The sequence below is a fragment of the Stackebrandtia albiflava genome (assembly GCF_007994225.1).
In the GTDB taxonomy this organism is placed as follows: domain Bacteria; phylum Actinomycetota; class Actinomycetes; order Mycobacteriales; family Micromonosporaceae; genus Stackebrandtia; species Stackebrandtia albiflava.
In genome coordinates, this window is sequence record NZ_VLLL01000005.1 from 1,163,142 (window position 1) to 1,180,078 (window position 16,937).

20 protein-coding genes are annotated in these 16,937 nt (G+C 70.9%); 10 read left to right on the forward strand and 10 right to left on the reverse strand.

The annotated features are described in order from the left end of the window. Positions 1-169: 169 nt before the first annotated feature. Positions 170-592, forward strand: a complete 423-nt coding sequence (locus LX16_RS06140; protein ID WP_147134373.1) for a hypothetical protein — start codon at positions 170-172, stop codon at positions 590-592. A gap of 144 nt (positions 593-736) precedes the next feature. Further along, complete coding sequence (locus LX16_RS06145) at positions 737-1,054, forward strand: hypothetical protein (protein WP_147134376.1); 318 nt, start codon at positions 737-739, stop codon at positions 1,052-1,054. Between the two features lie 54 nt (positions 1,055-1,108). Here LX16_RS06145 and LX16_RS06150 read toward each other — a convergent pair whose 3' ends face one another. Further along, positions 1,109-1,522: a hypothetical protein gene (locus LX16_RS06150; RefSeq protein ID WP_147134378.1), complete on the reverse strand. Its 414-nt coding sequence runs from the start codon at positions 1,520-1,522 to the stop codon at positions 1,109-1,111. A 218-nt stretch (positions 1,523-1,740) separates the two neighbouring features. Then, a complete protein-coding gene (locus tag LX16_RS06155) occupies positions 1,741-2,142 on the reverse strand; it encodes a RidA family protein (protein ID WP_147134381.1) in 402 nt (133 codons plus the stop codon). 128 nt (positions 2,143-2,270) lie between these two features. Between LX16_RS06155 and LX16_RS06160 the strand changes: the two genes are divergently transcribed. Next, complete coding sequence (locus tag LX16_RS06160) at positions 2,271-3,257, forward strand: helix-turn-helix transcriptional regulator (RefSeq protein WP_147134384.1); 987 nt, start codon at positions 2,271-2,273, stop codon at positions 3,255-3,257. Positions 3,258-3,323: 66 nt separating this feature from the next. Here LX16_RS06160 and LX16_RS06165 read toward each other — a convergent pair whose 3' ends face one another. Next, positions 3,324-3,620: a hypothetical protein gene (locus tag LX16_RS06165; RefSeq protein ID WP_147134387.1), complete on the reverse strand. Its 297-nt coding sequence runs from the start codon at positions 3,618-3,620 to the stop codon at positions 3,324-3,326. Positions 3,621-3,940: 320 nt separating this feature from the next. On the opposite strand from LX16_RS06165, the gene LX16_RS06170 reads away from it, so the two are divergent. Together LX16_RS06170 and LX16_RS06175 are read left to right on the forward strand one after the other, a co-directional pair. Beyond that, positions 3,941-4,741: an alpha/beta hydrolase gene (locus LX16_RS06170; protein ID WP_211354307.1), complete on the forward strand. Its 801-nt coding sequence runs from the start codon at positions 3,941-3,943 to the stop codon at positions 4,739-4,741. Positions 4,742-4,913: 172 nt separating this feature from the next. Next, positions 4,914-5,882 (forward strand): DsbA family protein, encoded by a 969-nt coding sequence (locus LX16_RS06175; protein ID WP_147134390.1) that lies wholly within the window; start codon positions 4,914-4,916, stop codon positions 5,880-5,882. A gap of 57 nt (positions 5,883-5,939) precedes the next feature. On the opposite strand, the gene LX16_RS06180 is transcribed toward LX16_RS06175, so the two are convergent. The 4 genes from LX16_RS06180 to LX16_RS06195 are packed head-to-tail and all read right to left on the reverse strand — an operon-like array spanning position 5,940 to position 9,401. Continuing rightward, a complete protein-coding gene (locus tag LX16_RS06180; protein WP_147134392.1) occupies positions 5,940-7,142 on the reverse strand; it encodes an ABC transporter permease in 1,203 nt (400 codons plus the stop codon). Continuing rightward, positions 7,142-7,792, reverse strand: a complete 651-nt coding sequence (locus LX16_RS06185) for an ATP-binding cassette domain-containing protein (RefSeq protein ID WP_147137120.1) — start codon at positions 7,790-7,792, stop codon at positions 7,142-7,144. Before LX16_RS06185 ends, LX16_RS06180 begins: the two co-directional genes overlap by 1 nt. A gap of 2 nt (positions 7,793-7,794) precedes the next feature. After that, positions 7,795-8,883 (reverse strand): efflux RND transporter periplasmic adaptor subunit, encoded by a 1,089-nt coding sequence (locus tag LX16_RS06190; protein ID WP_147134395.1) that lies wholly within the window; start codon positions 8,881-8,883, stop codon positions 7,795-7,797. After that, positions 8,880-9,401, reverse strand: coding sequence for a hypothetical protein (locus LX16_RS06195; RefSeq protein WP_147134398.1), 522 nt, complete (start codon positions 9,399-9,401; stop codon positions 8,880-8,882). The genes LX16_RS06190 and LX16_RS06195 overlap by 4 nt, the downstream gene beginning before the upstream one ends. A 127-nt stretch (positions 9,402-9,528) precedes the next feature. Here LX16_RS06195 and LX16_RS06200 point away from each other — a divergent pair, with 127 nt between their 5' ends. Together LX16_RS06200 and LX16_RS06205 are read left to right on the forward strand one after the other, a co-directional pair. Then, positions 9,529-10,185: a response regulator transcription factor gene (locus LX16_RS06200; protein ID WP_147134401.1), complete on the forward strand. Its 657-nt coding sequence runs from the start codon at positions 9,529-9,531 to the stop codon at positions 10,183-10,185. Then, positions 10,182-11,309 (forward strand): sensor histidine kinase, encoded by a 1,128-nt coding sequence (locus tag LX16_RS06205; protein WP_147134403.1) that lies wholly within the window; start codon positions 10,182-10,184, stop codon positions 11,307-11,309. The genes LX16_RS06200 and LX16_RS06205 overlap by 4 nt, the downstream gene beginning before the upstream one ends. A gap of 108 nt (positions 11,310-11,417) precedes the next feature. On the opposite strand, the gene LX16_RS06210 is transcribed toward LX16_RS06205, so the two are convergent. Next, the gene (locus LX16_RS06210; RefSeq protein WP_211354308.1) at positions 11,418-11,837 is read right to left on the reverse strand and encodes a GNAT family N-acetyltransferase; all 420 of its coding nucleotides are present in this window, start codon (positions 11,835-11,837) and stop codon (positions 11,418-11,420) included. 187 nt (positions 11,838-12,024) lie between these two features. On the opposite strand from LX16_RS06210, the gene LX16_RS06215 reads away from it, so the two are divergent. Next, positions 12,025-13,419 (forward strand): pyridoxal phosphate-dependent decarboxylase family protein, encoded by a 1,395-nt coding sequence (locus LX16_RS06215; protein ID WP_147134406.1) that lies wholly within the window; start codon positions 12,025-12,027, stop codon positions 13,417-13,419. A gap of 49 nt (positions 13,420-13,468) precedes the next feature. Here the strand turns inward: LX16_RS06215 and LX16_RS06220 are convergent, their stop codons facing one another. Further along, positions 13,469-14,230 carry a GNAT family N-acetyltransferase gene (locus LX16_RS06220; RefSeq protein WP_147134409.1) on the reverse strand — a complete coding sequence of 254 codons (762 nt, stop codon included), beginning with the start codon at positions 14,228-14,230 and terminating at the stop codon, positions 13,469-13,471. Positions 14,231-14,544: 314 nt separating this feature from the next. After that, complete coding sequence (locus LX16_RS06225) at positions 14,545-15,006, reverse strand: DUF6223 family protein (RefSeq protein ID WP_211354309.1); 462 nt, start codon at positions 15,004-15,006, stop codon at positions 14,545-14,547. Between the two features lie 120 nt (positions 15,007-15,126). Here LX16_RS06225 and LX16_RS06230 point away from each other — a divergent pair, with 120 nt between their 5' ends. Both LX16_RS06230 and LX16_RS06235 read left to right on the forward strand, forming a co-directional pair. Continuing rightward, on the forward strand, positions 15,127-16,254 hold the full coding sequence (locus LX16_RS06230; RefSeq protein WP_147134412.1) for a sensor histidine kinase: 1,128 nt from the start codon (positions 15,127-15,129) through the stop codon (positions 16,252-16,254). Then, complete coding sequence (locus LX16_RS06235; protein ID WP_147134415.1) at positions 16,251-16,913, forward strand: response regulator; 663 nt, start codon at positions 16,251-16,253, stop codon at positions 16,911-16,913. Before LX16_RS06230 ends, LX16_RS06235 begins: the two co-directional genes overlap by 4 nt. The last annotated feature ends 24 nt before the right edge of the window (positions 16,914-16,937 follow it).

Below are 16,937 nucleotides of genomic sequence, written 5' to 3' on the forward strand. Positions count from 1 at the left end.
CCGTATCCTCCGCCGAGGCGGGAGACGACGCCACCACCGGGACACCCGAACCCGTCGGCGGTTCCTGAACCCACGCCGGACGCCGCTGCGCGTCGCCCTTGTCTGGTGTCGGTGGTGGTGTCAGTGTCGGCTCAGGGCGGTGAAAGGACGGGCCTCGATAGTTGCGGACATGACGCACAACAACAACACCACCGCCATCCGGTTCTCCGACACCGAGAAGAACACCATCCGCATCGCCGCATACGGCGCCGTCACCCTCATGGCCGCCGCCACCACCGCGAACGGGTCACCCCACAAGACCGCCACCCGCGGCAGCATCGCCCTGGCCTCGACCACCGGCCCCATCGGACACGTCCTCGCCGCCCACCCCAAGGGCAAAGACCTCGCCGGTAAATCCGTCGCCGCCATCGCCGACCGGGTACTACCGGCCCTCACCGAATCCATCACCCTGCTGCACGCCAAAGACCCCCACCTCGCCGACAACCTCCGCACCGCCATCACCACCGCCCTGGCCACCGCACAAGGCGACCAACCGGCCACCCCCACCACCACCGACATGATCGACCAGATCACCACCGCACTCGACGCCTGACCCAACACCACCGTCGTGCCACGGACCCCGGGAAACCCGACCGTGGCACGACGGCGTTCACGACCGGTTCGACCTCGTAGTGTCAGAGTGGTGTCCGCAAGGGTCGGCCGGAGAGTCGTCCGGCGCCGAGGAGAGGGGACGACAGTGCTGAGGGGAACCGTGTGCAGGATGGACGGTTGGAGCGGTTACGCGGTGGAGGACTGGCGTGGCTACGTGGTCCTGCTGTCGGCGTCGCTGTACAACGAGGCGCCGACCGGCAACGTGTTGGTCGCACCGATCAGCCGCACGTCCGGAGGCGTCTACAGCGTGGAGCTGGGCGCGGACGACCCGGTCGAGGGCCACATCCGGCTGACCGACGTCTTCTCCGCTCCGCTGTCCGAGCTGACCGATCCGCTGGCACCGTTGTGTTCGGTGACCCAGGAGCTGACCGACATGGAACTGCGCCTGCTGCTGGACCTGTAGTCGCCCACCGGCAGCGTCGGGTTCCCCGGGAACCGCGGTCGTGGCGCCGGGCCGTCAACCGGAGCCGTTGAGGCGGCGTACCAGCTCGGGTGCGTGAGTGGTGCGCAACCGAAGCCGGACCGTCCCCTCCGATCCGGGGCGGAGTACGTCGAGCGCGCAGGAGAACTCCACACGATCCGCCCCTGCCAGGCGGACGTCGATGCGGCGACGGACCGGGTCCCGGTGCGTGACGTCGATCCGCGTGCTCCCGTTGACGAAGATCACCAGGCGCCGCGAGGTGACGGCGACGGCTCCCGTGGCGCCCTGAAGCGTGACGCGGTGCCGGACCCCCGGTGCCCGCCGGACGTGGACGCGTAGCGATCCGTCGAGTCCCTCGGCCACGAGGGCGTCGCCCTCGGTGGACAACCGGGCGCGTTCCGCCTCGTGGAAGAGCCCCGGGCCGTACATGGAGCGCCACAACGGATTCATGTGTCGAGTCTACGGTGGATAACCCGCCCGCGGCGGACGTCACGACCTGGAACCCGGTCGACAGTGGGGGATTTTCGCCGCGCCGGGCGTCCACCGGAGTCGGCACGTCATCCGGTTCCGGCTGGGCACGGTCGCCCGGCGGAGACCGGCGGGGCGGCCCGATCGGCCACCCCGCCTCACACGTTCCGGCCCGGAACACACCCGTGGCCGGGTATCCGTCAGCCTACGGCGGTGCCCTCGAGTTCGACCATCAGGCCGGGAACCGCCAGACGCGTCACCTCCAGCATGGTGGTGGGCGGCGCCACCCCGGCGGCGGCCAACCGGCCCGCCAACCTGCCGTAGTGCGGAAAGAGGCCATCGACGTCGGTGGTGTAGACGTTGAGCCGCACGAGGTTCGACAGGGACATGCCCGCCTCGTCGAGTACGGCCTCCAGATTGGCGACGGCCAGCGCCAACTGTGCGGCCATGTCACCGGGGTGTTGCGGTTCGCCGTCGGCGTTCATCGCGGTCTGTCCGGAGCAGTACAGGGTGCGGGAGTGCCCGGCGACGATTTCGCCCTGGTGGAATCCCATCTTCTCCGACCAGTTCCACGGGTTGACCGCCGTACGTTCGATTGTCACTTCGTCTCCATTCGGTTCTATCGGGGTCGCGTGAGTCCATCGATCGGTGGCCACCGGTGTCGACGTCGCGTGGTCACCCTCCCAGCCATTCATGACACCTCCTGTCACGTATTGGGTAGGGTTTTCGAATGCGTGCCGACCGGTTGGTCTCCCTGGTGCTGCTGCTCCGGCAACGCGGCCGGTTGTCGGCGACGACGCTCGCCCGTGAGCTGGAGGTGTCCACCCGTACCGTGCTGCGTGACATCGACGCGCTGTCGGCGGCCGGTGTCCCGGTGTACGCCGAACGCGGCCGGCACGGCGGCTTCTCACTGCTTCCCGGATTCCGCACCGAGCTCACCGGCTTGAACCACGACGAGGCGCTGGCCCTGCTCGTCGCCGGATCACGACGCGGCGCCCAGGCGTTCGGGCTGGGTTCGGCGCTCGCCTCGGCCATGCTCAAGGTGATCGACGCGTTGCCCGAGAGCCACCGGGACGCCGCTGCGGGACTGTCGGAACGGCTGCTCATCGACCCGGAGACCGACCTGCTCTCCCGCCGGGCGCCCGCCGATGAGGTGCCCGACGCCGTGGTGGCGGAGATCCGGCGCGCGGTGCTGGCCGGGCGCCGACTGCGTATCCGCTACGCGGCGGTGGACCGGCCCGCGAAATGGCGCACTGTGGACCCGATCGGCCTGGTCACGGTGCGCGACCGGGGTTACCTGCTGGCGACCAGATCAGGGGCCGACCGTACCTACCGACTGTCGCGAGTGTCCGCGGCGCAGACACTTCCCGAGGCCGCGCGGCGACCCGACCGGGTCGACCTCGACCGGACCTGGCGGGAACGCAGCACCCGATTCCGCACCGGCGGTGATCAGATCGCGGCGCTGGTGCGGATGGACCCGCTGCGACGGCGGGAGTTGGTGGACACCGCGTTGGCGGTCCTCGACGAGGAGACCGACGCGGACGGTCGGTTGCGGCTGGAGGTCACCTTCCAGGACGCCAGGCATGCCGAATGGGCGTTGTGGCAGCTGGCCACCGATGCGGAGGCGCTCGCACCGCAATGGCTGCGGGATTCCCTCCGGGACCGTGCCGTCACGATCGCGACGCGCTACGGCGCGGCCGTTTCGGTTGACGGGTGACCTCGGACCGTTCGGCACTGCGTGAACGAGGGTGCCGAGAACCTGCCGGAGCGCGGTGAGACGGATCTAGCCGGCCTGCCAGCCCTCGGCCTCGCACGCCGCCGTGAACGCGTCGGTGCCCGCCTCCCAGCCGTCCGACTTGATCATGCCCTCCAGTTCCCCGCCGGCGGTCGCGATCGACTCCACACTGCTCGACTTCGCGTTGTCCACCACCTCGGTCAGTACCAGCTCACGCTCCGACTCGGGGGCGCCCTCGTCCAGGAAGCCGGCGAGATCGTCGCACGCCGACTGGCCGTACCGGTCGAGTTCGCCCGACGGCTGCTCTCCGGAGCACGCCGACAGGGCCAGAACGGACAGGGCCATGACAACCACATAACGCATACCTGTAAGACGCACTCGGGGGACCTGATGGTTGCCTCCGTCCACAGACATCTATCCGAAAAGGTGTCCCGGATCGCCGGAGGAGGGCGGGCCTCGTCGGGATCCCCGTGGGCATCGGTCCACAAGCGAGGATCGCCGGTATGGGGCACCGCGGACGGGACGGCGCCGGCCCGATGCGGTTACGCGCCGGGCCCTGCGGTGCACGTCACGATGACACCGGCGGCCGTCACAGTTATCGTTTTCGGAGCGTCGCGTGCCGGTGGCGGACGGATCGTCAGGCATGGAGGCGCCGTACTGAAAGGGTGGCAACCGCCATCTCCATCACACGACCGAACATCTCAGATCGCATCACCGTATATCCGGCCGACGACCGCTTCGCCGGTCCCAGGCCGTCGATCCTCGTCCTTCCCGGTGGCGCGTACCGGGAACACCCGCCACACGAGGGCGAGGGTTACGCGCGTTGGCTCGCCGGGATCGGGCTGCACGCCTTCGTACTGCACTACCGGCTGTTGCCGGAACGGCTGCCCGCGCCCCTTGAGGACACCCGGGCCGGTCTCGCGTACATCCGCGACGGCGACCACGGCCTCGACACCGGTCCCGTCGGCGTCATCGGGTCGAGCGCCGGCGGGCATCTGGCCGGGCTCGTCATGACCGGCACCGTCCTCTCGACGGAGAACGGCGTCGTGGATCCGCCACGGCCGGACTTCGCGATCCTCGCCTACGCCCTGGCCGACCTGGACCTCCTGCCGCCGGTGGCGGTCGAGGGGCTGCTCGGCGACCTCGTCTCCCTCAAGGACGAGCTGTCACCCGCCCGGCACGTGGACGCGTCGGTGTGCCCGACGTTCGTGTGGGCGACCGCCCAGGACCCGCCGGGTCTGCCCAACGCCCTGGAGTGGGCGCGTGCTCTGGCCGAGGCCGGGGCGCCGGTCGAACTGCACGTCTATCCGCGCGGTGGGCACGGAATCGGCCTGGCGGACGGTGTCGAATACGGCGGTCGAGGGCACAAGGTCATCGCTCACGAGCCTCACACCGCGACCTGGACCGCCGCGTGCGAGGCGTGGTTGCGGGCGGAGGGGTTCCTGGCGGCGGAACCCGTCACCTAGACGTCCGGGTCCCGGCCCCTTCCACGGGGACGGGATCCGGACGACATCGGTCGGTCACCGTCACAGCGGCGCGATACGTGACCGGTGACGTCGTTCCCGTACATAAAGCCCGGTGCCGCGTGCCGGGGACTGCCGGAGTGGCGAACGGCCGTGTGATCCTAGGATCGGTGGCATGACCCACGCGCAGCACTCGCCCGACGACCTCCCCGGAGCGGTGCCCCCGCCGATGCCGCCGCTTCCGGGTGACGGCACGTCCCCCCCACCGGCGAGCGACATGCCCGGCCATGCCGCACCGCAGAACCCGTACGGTGCACCGCAACAACCCGGTGCCGGGATGCCGCCGCAGTCCTACGGCACCCCTCCGCCGCCCGGCGGGATGCCGCCGCCGCAGTACCCGGCCCCCGGGCAGCCCGGCGTGCCACCACCACCCACCGGGTGGAATGGACCGCCCCCGCAGCAGCCGGGGAAGGGCACGCCCGTCGGCCTCATCATCGGCATCGTCGCCCTGGTGGTCGTGCTGTTGGGTGGTGGTGTGGTGGGAGCCGTATACCTGTTCGACCAGTCCTCCGACTCCGATACGAGCGGTGACGACACCCCCACCGGAACCAGTGACGTGACCGCGGTGGAGCAGGGGTTGACCGAGGGCACCGGCGACGTCGAGGTCGTCGTCTACCTGGACTTCATGTGCACCCACTGTGCGGACTTCCACGAGGCCCACGCCCAGCGCCTGACCGAGGAGGCGGGACGGAACTCGATCATCGTGATATACCGCCCGGTGGCGCTGCTCGACAGCTGGTCCGCCGGTGGTGACTACTCCACCCGTGCGGCCGCCGCGTCGGCCTGCGCCGCCGAGGAGGACGGGTTCACGGAGTACGCCGCGGCACTGTTGGCGGACGTGCCGGCCGAGGGAACCGCCGGCCTCGACGACGCGGCCCTGGCGGCCCTCGGAGAGCAGACCGGGTTGGGTTCCGGATTCACCGACTGTGTCATGGCCGGTACCTATCGGGTCTGGGCACAGGACGTCACGGCGAGCGCCACGGAGGCGGGCGTGGCGGGGATCCCCCACGTGACCATCGACGGTGTGGTCGTCGACATGGCCGTCCAGGAATTCGGTACCGCACTCGACGCGGCACTCGCATAGGGAGCGCCGACCACCGCACGGTGCGCGTCCACCGTCGTGGACGCGCACCGTGCGCCGTCATGTGGTGGCCAGTGCCTCGGTGGGGGACAGGCGGGCCGCGCGGATCGCCGGATACAGGCCGGCGATCACGCCGATCAGGACCGTCGCGACCGCGCTGCCGACCGTGGCCCACGGCGGCACCGCCACCGGCCAGTCCTGCAGGGTGGCGTAGGCCGCCGTCACCGCGGTGCCCAGTAGCACCCCGCCGACGCCGCCCAACAGTGACAGCAGCACCGACTCGGCGGAGAACTGCAGCCGGATCTGGCCCCGAGTCGCCCCGAGTGAACGCCGCAGTCCCACCTCGGAGCGGCGTTCCAGCACCGAGATGACCATCGTGTTGGCGACGCCGACACCCCCCACCAGGAGTGCGACGCCACCCAGGCCCAGAAGCAGCGCGGTGAACGCCTCGTCGGTGGCCTGCCTGGCGGCCAACGCGTCGGACGGCCGGGACACCAGGACCGCACCCGGCTCCTGCGGGTTGGCGGTCGCCGGGAGTAGTTCCCGGACCTCTGTGACGTCCTCGTCGGACGACCGGGTGTACACGACGGTGGGATGCCCGTCGAAGCCCAGATGGCGTTGCGCGGCCTGCCAGCCGACCAACGCCGCCGTGTCCAGTTCGGGCGCCAACGGTGCGGGCCGCAGGATCCCCACGACCGTGAACCACTCGCCGCCGATCAGGACGCTGACCTCGTGCCGCGCGTGGGCGATGCCGAGGCGTTCGGCCGCACGCGCACCCAGTACGACCGCCGGATACTCCGCCAGCGCCGCGTTGAGCCAGGTACCCTCCGCCAGGCCGGCTCCGACGGTGGCGGCCACGCCCAGTTCCGCCGCGTAGACGGACATTCCGCCGGACTGCTCCTCGGGGATGAGATCGGTGCGGTACACCTTGGCGTCGGGGAGCCTGCCGATCGCGGCAGCCCGGTCGACGCCCGGGATCCGGTCGATCATCGACACCGATTCGACCGGTAGCGGGATCTCCTCGCCGTCGATGCCGGTGCCGGCGGTGACGGTCAGCAGGCCGGTGCCGAGTGCCGCGAGCTGCCGATCCAGTTGGAGCCTTCCCGAGGCGGAGATCCCCACGACGGCGATCATCGCGGCGATCCCGATCGCGATGCCCAACGCCGACAGGAACGCCCGCAGCGGGCGGGTCCGCAGCCCGGCCGAACCGACCCGGAACACGTCTGCCGGCCGCAACCGGTGGTGAGAGGGTGGCGGTGCCATCACACCACCCGCCCGTCTCGCACGGCGACCCTGCGGGGCAGTCCCGCCGCCAGGTCCCGGTCGTGCGTGATGATCAGGACGGTGGTGCCGCCGGAGTGCAGTTCCCTCAACAGCGCCATCACGCCGTCCCCCGACGCGGAGTCGAGATTGCCGGTAGGTTCGTCGGCCAGGAGCAGCCCCGGCGATCCGGCGACGGCGCGGGCGATGGCGACGCGTTGCCGTTCGCCGCCCGACAGTTCGGTCGGCATGTGGTCCAGCCGGTGGCCGAGTCCGACCCGTTCCAGCCACTCGGCGGCGAGGTCGCGCCGCCTCCGAAGCGGGAGGCCCCGGTACAGCAGGCCGTCGGCGACGTTGTCGAGTACCGGTGTCCCCGACGCCAGGTGGAACTGCTGGAACACGAACCCGATCCGGTGGGCCCGCAGCGCCGACAATCTCCGGTCGGACAGCACACCGACGTCGTGACCGTCGATGCGTACGGTCCCCCTCGACGGCCGGTCGAGCGTGCCGATCAGGTTGAGCATGGTCGACTTGCCGGAACCGGACGGTCCCACGATGGCCAGCAGTTCGCCGGGTTGGACGGTGAGATCGACGTCGCGGAGTGCCGTGACGTCGCCGGGGTAGGTCTTGCCGACCCCTTCGAGTTCCACGATGGTCACGACGGCATCCCCACCGTCATCCCCGGAGCCAGTCCCTCACCGGTCACCTCGACACGGCCGTCCGCGAACAGGCCGAGTTCCACCGGCAACAACCGGGTCCGTCCGTCCGTGACGACTTCCACGGCGTATCCACCCTCCGCCGACGCCAGTAGCGCCGCCACCGGAACCGTCAACACGTCCTCCCGCCGCGACACCGCGAAACCCACCGACAGGACCGCCTCGTCCAGTCCGGTCAGTGCCTCCTCGTCCACCGCGACGGTCACCCTCAGCACCGTGCGGTCCTGTTCGGAGTCGTCCTCGGCGGTGTCCACCACCGATTCGGCGTCGACCACCTTACCGGCTATCGTGGTGCCGTCGGGCAGTGTCACCTCCACCGCGGTTCCGGTCTCGGCGACGTCCCGGTCGGAGGTGTCGAGGTCGACCTCCACGACCCGGTCGGTGGCGGTGTAACCGAACAGCGCGGTACCCGTCGTCAGCAGGTCACCGACGGCGGCCTGATGTGCGCCGACACGGACCGCCCCTTCGGCGTAGACGATCCGGCCGGGATCGACGGTGCCCGTCCGCCGCCATCCGAGGTCGCGCTGCCACGCCGTCACCGCCGCGGCGGTCGCCCAGTCGAAGGTGTCGTCGACGGTGAACCACTCGTACCCCAATGCGGCCAGATTCTCCTCGAACTGTGCGACGTCGTCGCCCTCGACACCGGGTTCGAGCGTGCGATACGCCGGAAGCGAACCGTGGAGCAGGACCACCGGGGCGTCGTCGACGCTGTACATGGCCTCGCCTCGGTCGACCACGTCACCGACGTCGGGCAGGCCGGTCAGCGTGCCGTCGATGCGGGCCGTGGCGGTGGTGGTCTCGCCGAATCCGAGCCGGCCCGACTCGGTGCGGGTCTCCACCAACGTCTGCCGGGTCACCTCGGCGGTCTCGGCGGGCGGATCGGCGGCGGTGCCATCGGCGGTGTTCCCGGGTGAGGGCGTCAGGTCGACACCGGTGGCCGCGGCGGCGGCGCCGCCCAGTGCGACGACCACGGTGGCGGCCACCGCCACCTTCCTGCGCCGTCGTCCCGGGGATCTGCGGCGGCTCATTCGCCGGCCCCCGGACCGCCGTCGCCCGGCGTACCGGGCATGAGGTCCCGGCACACCTCCTCGGCGGCCATGATGGTCGGGTCGTCCGGCGGGAACTCGTCACCGTCCAACGCGAACCCGCCGTTCTCGTCCGGGTCGGGGAAGTCGGGCACCCCGTTCTCGCGCATGCACCGGGCGTACTCGTGCAGCGCCTCCAACACCTCCGGGTCGATCTTCGGCGGCTCGCCGCCGTGAGGCAGGAACTCCTTACAGGCCTCCTCCGCCGCGCGCAGTGTCTCGTCGTCCACGCCGTCGGGCAGCGAGATGTCCGCACCGCCCTCCTCGTCGAACGTCGGGTCGGGCATGTCCACGCCGTGTTCCCTCATGCATTCTGCGAACGCCAGCGCCATCTCGTCGGCGTTGTCGGGAGTGTCGGCGAGTTCACCGGTGGAGCCCTCACTCGGTTCGGGTTCACCGCCGCAGGCCGTCAGCGCGGCCAGTAGCAGGAATCCGGTCGCCATCGCGATCCTCGTTCTCACGGTTGCACCTCTCGTCAGCGGCCGGCGGATCCCGGCCGTGTGCGCACAGTCCACCCGTCGACGTGTTGCGTGGACGTAACCGAGAACGGTGACGCCGACGCAACATCGGGCCGGGCAGGATGAGGTGATGCGGATTCTGGTGGTCGAGGACGAGCGGCTGTTGGCGGACGCGGTCGCCGATTGGTTGCGCGCCGACGCGCACGCGGTCGACGTGGTGGACGACGGGGCAGCGGCGCTGGAGAGACTGGGGGTCAACGACTACGACGTCGTGGTTCTGGACCGCGACCTCCCCGGGGTCCACGGGGACCGGGTGTGCGCCGAGATCAACGCCGACGTGATGGGGCCCCGGGTCCTGATGCTGACGGCGGCGGCGGGTGTCGAGGACCGGGTGAGCGGTCTGAGCCTGGGCGCCGACGACTACCTCCCCAAGCCGTTCGCGTTCGCGGAGTTGTCGGCGCGGGTCACCGCGTTGGGTCGCCGTTCCCGCCCGGCGGTGCCGCCGGTGCTGGAGCGGTCCGGGATCCGGCTCGACCCGTACCGGCGGGAGGTGTATCGCGACGGCCGGTACGTCCCGTTGTCCCGCAAGGAGTTCGGGGTGTTGACCGAACTGTTGCGCGCCGACGGTGCGCCCGTGTCCGCTGAACACCTGATGGAGAAGGTGTGGGACGAACACGCCGACCCGTTCAGCCAGGCGGTGCGAATGGCGATCCTGAAACTACGTCGCAAACTCGGCGCACCGGACCTCATCGTGACCGACAACGGAGTGGGGTACCGGATCCGGTGAACGCGAGGCTGACGATCCGTGCCAGGCTCACCCTCGTCTACGGCGGGCTGCTCCTGGTGGCCGGCGTCGCCGTGCTGGGCATCACCTACGCGCTGGTGTCACGGCGTGATCCTGAGCCGTCGCTGAACTCCGTCGACTCGCCGGTCACCGGGGTGACCGGTCCCAAGCACGTCGACGAGAGCATCGAGGACACCTGGCGGGGCGCCATGGACGCGCTCATGACCCAGGGCGCGATCGCGGTGCTGCTGGTGAGCGCGGTCGCCGTGGCCGCCGGATGGGTGGTCGCCGGCAGGTTGCTGCGTCCGCTTCACCGGATCACCGAGACCGCCCGCCGGATAGCCGACGCCCCAGCCGCCGACCGCGGTCTGCACGAACGCATCGGTGCCGTCGGCCCGGCCGACGAGATCAAGGAGCTGGCCGACACCTTCGATCTCATGCTCGCCAGGCTCGATCAGTCGTTCGACGGGCAGCGCAGGTTCATCGGCAACGCCTCACACGAACTGCGGACCCCGCTGGCGGTCAACCGGGCGTTGTTGGAGCTGGCGCTCCGGCGGGAACCGGACTCCTCGTCGGCGGCGCGGTTGGCCGAGACCCTCCTGGAGGTCAACGGCAGGCACGAGCGCCTGATCCAGGGACTGCTGTTGTTGGTCCGGTCGGACCGGGAGGTCACAGAGCCGTCTTATGTGGACCTGGCAGACATCGTCGACCACGTCGTGGCGACCGTCTCCCCGAACGGCCCGCCGATCGACTGCCGGGTGGCGGAGGCCGCAACGACCGGTGACCCGGTGTTGCTGGAACACCTGGTGCGCAACCTCGTCGAGAACGCCGCCCGGTACAACCGGCCGGTGGACGGCTGGGTGACCGTCACGGGAGGCACCGACGCGGACGGACGCGCGGTGTTGACCGTGGAGAACCCCGGTCCGGTGGTGGCCCCGTCGGAGGTGGCCACACTGTTCGAACCGTTCCGTCGTCTGGACCGGAGCGACTCGTCCAACGCCGGACTCGGACTGTCCATCGTGCAGGCGATCGCACGGGCACATCGGGGCACCGTCACCGCCGAGGCCCGCACCGACGGGGGCGGCATGGTATTCACCGTGGTCCTACCCCCGCCGCCGCCCGAGTGACGGCGGCGCGGCCCGTCCGGGCGGCCCGGTTCCGATCGGGGATCGGCGGACGGTGCGGGACGGTGAGTGGATCGCCTGCGGCGCCGGGTGTGCCGGGTACACGAGAGGTCAGGCGCCGGGTACATCGCCGTGCAGGACGGCCGGGTGCCGGACGGCCGCCGCCGACACCTCTCGCATGCCCAGCCGCGCGTAGTACGGCAGGAGTCGCCGGTCGCACGACAGGTCCACCGAGTAGAGGTCGTCGCAGTGGGCGAGGATCCGTCGCATCAACTCCGTGCCGATCCCCCTGCCCTGCCAGTCCGGCAACACCTCCAGCCAGGGGATGAACGCGGTGAGCACCCCGTCGCTGATCATGTTGACGAAACCGACCACCCGCGCGGCCCCGGTGTCCACCGCCAGTACCGCGCGGTGGCTGCCCCGCAGCACCGCCAGGTGTTGCGCCGGCGACGGTGCGCTCGGCCAGCCGACGAAGAAGCCGGTCAACGCGCCCTCGTCGAGGGTCATGACGTCCTCGGTGTACTCGATCAACGGTTCCCCCTCGGGTCGGGTGGCGGCTCGCCACCGCGGGTTCGCCCGCAACGGGTGAGGGGGCCGCCCGATCGTACGGGAGCGAAGCGGTGTGAACGCGACGCCGCCGACCGAGATGCCGCCACGGTCGGCGAGGTAGGTTTCCCGAGGCGGCGACCGACGGCGCCCGCCTCCGGAAGGGAACACCGTGGACCCGATTCTCTCGCAGGACCGCGCGGAGTTCACCGCGCTGCTGGCGGCGACACTGCGGCACGCCACCGAGTACGTGGAGGGACTGGACACCGCGCCGGCGGTGGCGCCGGTTACGACGCCGGAACCCGAGCCGTTGCCCGAGCGGGGGTACGGCCTGGCCGGTGCGCTCGACGCCTTCGCGCGACGGTGGGCACCGGGTTTCTCGGCCAGTGCCGGTCCGCGTTACCTCGGGTTCGTCACGGGTGGTGCGACTCCGGCGGCCGTCGCCGGAGACTGGTTGACGAGCGTGTGCGACCAGAACGCCGCAGGTGACGGCCGGTCGTCGGCGAATGCGTTGGAGCGCCACACGACCGCCTGGCTCGCCGAGCTGCTCGGACTGGATCCGGCGTTCTCGGGCAGTTTCGTCACCGGGGCGACGATGTCCAACATGGTCGGACTGGCCATCGCCCGGGAATGGCTTGGTGAACGCATGGGGGTTTCGGTGGCCGAGGCGGGCGTCGCGGCCCTCGGCGCCGTGACGGTGTTGTCGGGCACACCACATTCGAGCGTCTACAAGGCACTGTCGATGTTGGGTCTCGGTCGTGACTCGCTGCGGGTCGTGCCGACCCTCCGGGATCGGGAGGCCGTGGACCCCACCGCGTTGCGCGCCGAACTGGAATCCCTCGGCGGACGCCCCGCCGTCGTCGTCGCCAACGCCGGAACCGTCAACACGGCGGACTTCGACGACCTCACCGCCGTCGCCGCGCTTCGCCGTGAGTACCCGTTCTGGCTGCACGTCGACGCGGCCTTCGGAGGGTTCGCGGCCGTCTCACCCACCTACGCGCATCTGGTGAACGGCCTCGACCAGGCGGACTCCGTCTGCGTGGACCTCCACAAGTGGTTGAACGTGCCCTACGACTCGGCCGTCCAGTTCACCCGCCGTCGCGACCTACAGACCAGGGTCTTCCAGAACCACGCCGCCTACCTCGGCGATCCGGGCGACTCGCCCGACTTCCTGCACCTCACGCCGGAGAACTCCCGACGGCTTCGTGCACTGGCCGCGTGGTTCACCCTCACCGCGTACGGCCGACAGGGACACCGGGAGATCGTCGAACGCAACATCTCGGCGGCCCACCGGTTGGGCGAACTGCTCACCGCGTCACCCCGGATGCGCCTGTTGGCGCCGGTCGGACTCCACACCGTGTGCTTCACGCTCGCCGAGAACCCGACCGAGGCGAGGATCGCCGCCGTGTTGCGGTCGGTGGCCGAATCGGCGGAGACCTTCCTGACACCGACGCATCATCTGGAGATTCCGGCGATACGTGGTGCCTTCAGCAATTGGCGCACCACCACGGCCGATGTCGACCGGATCGCCGCAGCCGTGCGACAGGCCGTCGACGACCTGTCCTGACCGGGTCACCGGCACGCGCGGTACCACCCGATGGGTGTTCCGTTCACCGTCACCGGCGAGACCACCAGGTCGACGGCGTCGCGGCGGTGAAGCCCAGCGATTCGTACAACGGCCGTCCCAACCGGGAGGCGGTCAGGGTGACGGGCACCCGGGCGAGGTGAGCGAGCGAACCGAGCATGACCGCCCGGCCGACGCCACGTGAGCGGAAGGCCGGTGGGGTACCCACCCAGTAGTGACTCCCGTAGCCCTCGTGGACCACGGTGACGCACGCACCCGCGACCTCGCCGTCGATGCGGGCGACGAACACGTCGACCCCTGGCTGCGTGATGAGCGACGGCGGGAACATCTCCCCGGGCCGGTGGGGCTCGAACCTGGCCAGTTCGAAGCCGGCGATGACGGCCTGCTCGGCCGCGTACAGGTCCGCGGAGTCGCGGACCCGGGTGACGTCCATCGTGGGCGCGGCGGCGGGACCGGCGGGACGCAGCATGACGGGCATCTGCCAGTGCCGCATTCCGAGGTGACTCAGGTCCGTCGCGCTGAACGGGTCCTCGGCGTCCACCGGCCCGGACGCGCGGTGGGCGAGTGCGGTGATCTCGGCGACGGTGTCGGCGTCGAGGCCGGGTTCCTGGATGAGGACGCGGAGCCCGGCCCGTGCGTCCCCGGCGACGGCGAGGTAACCCGGGCGGCGGATCACCTCGTGGCCACGTGCGATACCGGTCGCGGCCCAGAAGGCGGCCGAGTTCCCGGCCTGGCGCCTGGGCGCGTCGTGGAGGGCGGGGGCCGCGTCCGCGTCGGAGATCTCGATCGTCATGGGCGGGCCTCTCAGCGCTCAGGGGGTGGGTCTACGGGGGTGGTCGGTGAACCGGTGTCGATGTCGGCTGTCACTGCCGGTTGACAGGATGCCGCCTTCCACCGTCCCGTGTCACCTCGGTGAGGTGCCGTGTGACACGCGTCGCGACCGTGACCGCGTGCCCGCCTGGTCCCCGTCACGTCCTCTCAATCACGCATGAGCCATGACAAGACGGACACGTGTGAGCAGCCATGCGGCACCGGGCGGTCTGGGCAGGCGGGGAGGGCGCGGCCCGGTGCGGACGCGCCCTCGGTCGTCCACAGGAGACGCCTCGTTCAGTCGGCGCGGTGTCCTCGACGGGACCGGACGAGCGCGAACGCGCCGACCGCCAGTGCCGCCACGCTCAACACGGCGGCCAGGTACGCCCCACCCCGGCCGTTGCCGGTGCCGATGCCGGCGTCGGATGTCACCATCACGACGGTCGCGAGGGCGATCCCGATCGTCCCGGCGGTCACCGCCACGGCAGCGCCTCGTACCCCGGAGGCCACCCCGACCCGTGACCGGGGGCGCGTGACCGCCAGGACTCCCACCACGATCCCGGCCAGTCCCGAGGCCGCGGCCACGAACGCCCCGATCCTTCCGGCGCTCATCGTGAGCAGACCGGCCGCCGCCAACAGTTCCGTGGACTCCATCTCGTTCTCCTCCTCGCAGCCGCGACGCCCGACGCGCCGCAGTCCGATCATGTCGCCGCAGGAGGCCCCGGACCTCCTGCCACGGAACGGGAAACGGCCTGCCACGCCTGCCGTGGAGCCGTGCCGCCTTCGCGGTACACCCTGCGGGCACTACCGCGAGCGCGGTAGTGCCCGCTCATCCGCAGGCGCGATTCGCCGGCGTCCGTACGTGGCTAAGGTGCGCCCATGGACAGGAGACGATGGGCGATGTCCCCGGGCGTCACCGACTGGGTGGTCACCGGCGGTGTGACGGTGGTGCTGCTCGTCGTGGGCGTGTCCACCGGTCATTCCGCCGTCGGTGCGGGCCTGCCGGGGTACGCCCTGCTGGCCCTCAGCGGCCTGGTACTGGTACTGCGCCGACGGGCGCCCGTGATGGTCCTCGCAGTGACGGGTGCCTGTGCTGTCGGCTACCAGGCGGTGGGGTTCGACGTCCCGGCGGTCGCGTTCCTGTTCGCGGTGTACGCGGTGGTCCGCGCGGGTCATCGGGTCGTCGCGGTGATCGGGTCCGTGGTGGTGCTGGCCGCCCTGCCGCTCGCGATACTGGCGTCCCCCGACGACTGGGCGGTGGGGGAGGCGTTCGCCCACGCCCGGCGCGCGTTGGAGATCGCGTGGCTGGTGGCGGCCGGGGCCGCCGGTGAGGCGCTGCGGCAGGCCGAGCGGCGGGCCGAGGAGGCGGAACGTACCCGGGAGGAGGTCGCGCGCCGCCGCGCCGACGAGGAGCGCCTGCACATCGCCCGGGAGTTGCACGACTCGCTCATCCACCAGATATCGATCATCAAGGTGCAGGCCGAGGCCGTGGTGCACGTCGCCCGGCGACGGGGCGAACCGGTACCGGCGGCGGTGCTCGCCATCCAGAAGGCCGGGCGGGAGGCGAACCGGGAGTTGCGCGCCACATTGGAGGCGTTGCGGGACGACGGGACCTCGCCGCCCCGGGGGCTCGGCGACGTCCCGGAGCTCGTCGCGGATGCCAGGGGTACCGGTCTCGCCGTGGAGTTGACGACCACCGGAATCCGATGCGAGGTTCCGGCGGCCGTCGACCGCACCGCGTACCGCATCGTGCAGGAGTCGCTGACCAACGTGAACCGGCATGCCGGGGCGTCCGGCGCGTCCGTGCGGATCGACTACCGGACCGACGCCCTGGTGGTTCGTGTCGAGGACGACGGGCGGGCCACCCCGGACGTCGTGGTGACGCCGGGGGCGGGACTGCTGGGAATGCGAGAGCGGATCACCGCCCTGGGCGGCAGTCTGCGGGCCGGGCCACGTGACGGCGGCGGCTTCTCGGTCAGGGCCGAACTCCCGGTGCGTCACGGATGATCCGGGTCCTGCTGGTGGACGACCAGCCGTTGTTGCGCAGTGGTTTCCGTGCCCTGTTGGACATCGAGACCGACATCGAGGTGGTGGCGGAGGGCGCCGACGGTGAGGAGGGCGTCGCCCTGGCGAGGCGACTCCTGCCAGACGTCGCGCTCATCGACATCAGGATGCCCGTCGTCGACGGGATCGAGGCCACCCGGCGCATCGCCGCGGATCGCGCCCTGTCGGGCGTCCACGTCGTCATCCTCACCAACTACGGTTTCGACGAGTACGTCTTCCACGCGTTGCGCGCCGGGGCGGCCGGGTTCCTCGTCAAGGACATCCTGCCGGAGGACCTGGTGCACGCGGTGCGGGTGGCGGCGCGCGGGGACGCGCTGCTGGCGCCGTCGATCACCCGGAAACTGATCGGCAGGTACGTCAGCCGCCCGCCACTGGTACCGGCGGGTACGGCGCTGGGGACGCTCACCAACCGGGAGCGGGAGGCGGTCACCCTCGTCGCGCACGGTTTGTCGAACGACGAGGTCGCCGGGGCCATGGCGATAAGCCCGATGACCGCCAAGACCCATGTCAACCGGGCGATGTCCAAACTGCACGCCCGCGACCGGGCGCAACTGGTCGTCATCGCCTACGAGTCGGGTCTGGTGACCGCGCCGGAGGCGTGATCGTACTTCGCATGGAGGCGGTAT

Excerpts from the sequence above, each read along its gene's own strand:
- LX16_RS06140 (WP_147134373.1), top strand. The coding sequence starts at position 170 with ATGACGCACAACAACAACACCACCGCCATCCGGTTCTCCGACACCGAG.
- LX16_RS06150 (WP_147134378.1), bottom strand. The coding sequence starts at position 1,522 with ATGAATCCGTTGTGGCGCTCCATGTACGGCCCGGGGCTCTTCCACGAG.
- LX16_RS06160 (WP_147134384.1), top strand. The coding sequence starts at position 2,271 with ATGCGTGCCGACCGGTTGGTCTCCCTGGTGCTGCTGCTCCGGCAACGC.
- LX16_RS06165 (WP_147134387.1), bottom strand. The coding sequence starts at position 3,620 with ATGGCCCTGTCCGTTCTGGCCCTGTCGGCGTGCTCCGGAGAGCAGCCG.
- LX16_RS06175 (WP_147134390.1), top strand. The coding sequence starts at position 4,914 with ATGACCCACGCGCAGCACTCGCCCGACGACCTCCCCGGAGCGGTGCCC.
- LX16_RS06180 (WP_147134392.1), bottom strand. The coding sequence starts at position 7,142 with ATGGCACCGCCACCCTCTCACCACCGGTTGCGGCCGGCAGACGTGTTC.
- LX16_RS06190 (WP_147134395.1), bottom strand. The coding sequence starts at position 8,883 with ATGAGCCGCCGCAGATCCCCGGGACGACGGCGCAGGAAGGTGGCGGTG.
- LX16_RS06200 (WP_147134401.1), top strand. The coding sequence starts at position 9,529 with ATGCGGATTCTGGTGGTCGAGGACGAGCGGCTGTTGGCGGACGCGGTC.
- LX16_RS06220 (WP_147134409.1), bottom strand. The coding sequence starts at position 14,230 with ATGACGATCGAGATCTCCGACGCGGACGCGGCCCCCGCCCTCCACGAC.
- LX16_RS06230 (WP_147134412.1), top strand. The coding sequence starts at position 15,127 with ATGGACAGGAGACGATGGGCGATGTCCCCGGGCGTCACCGACTGGGTG.
- LX16_RS06235 (WP_147134415.1), top strand. The coding sequence starts at position 16,251 with ATGATCCGGGTCCTGCTGGTGGACGACCAGCCGTTGTTGCGCAGTGGT.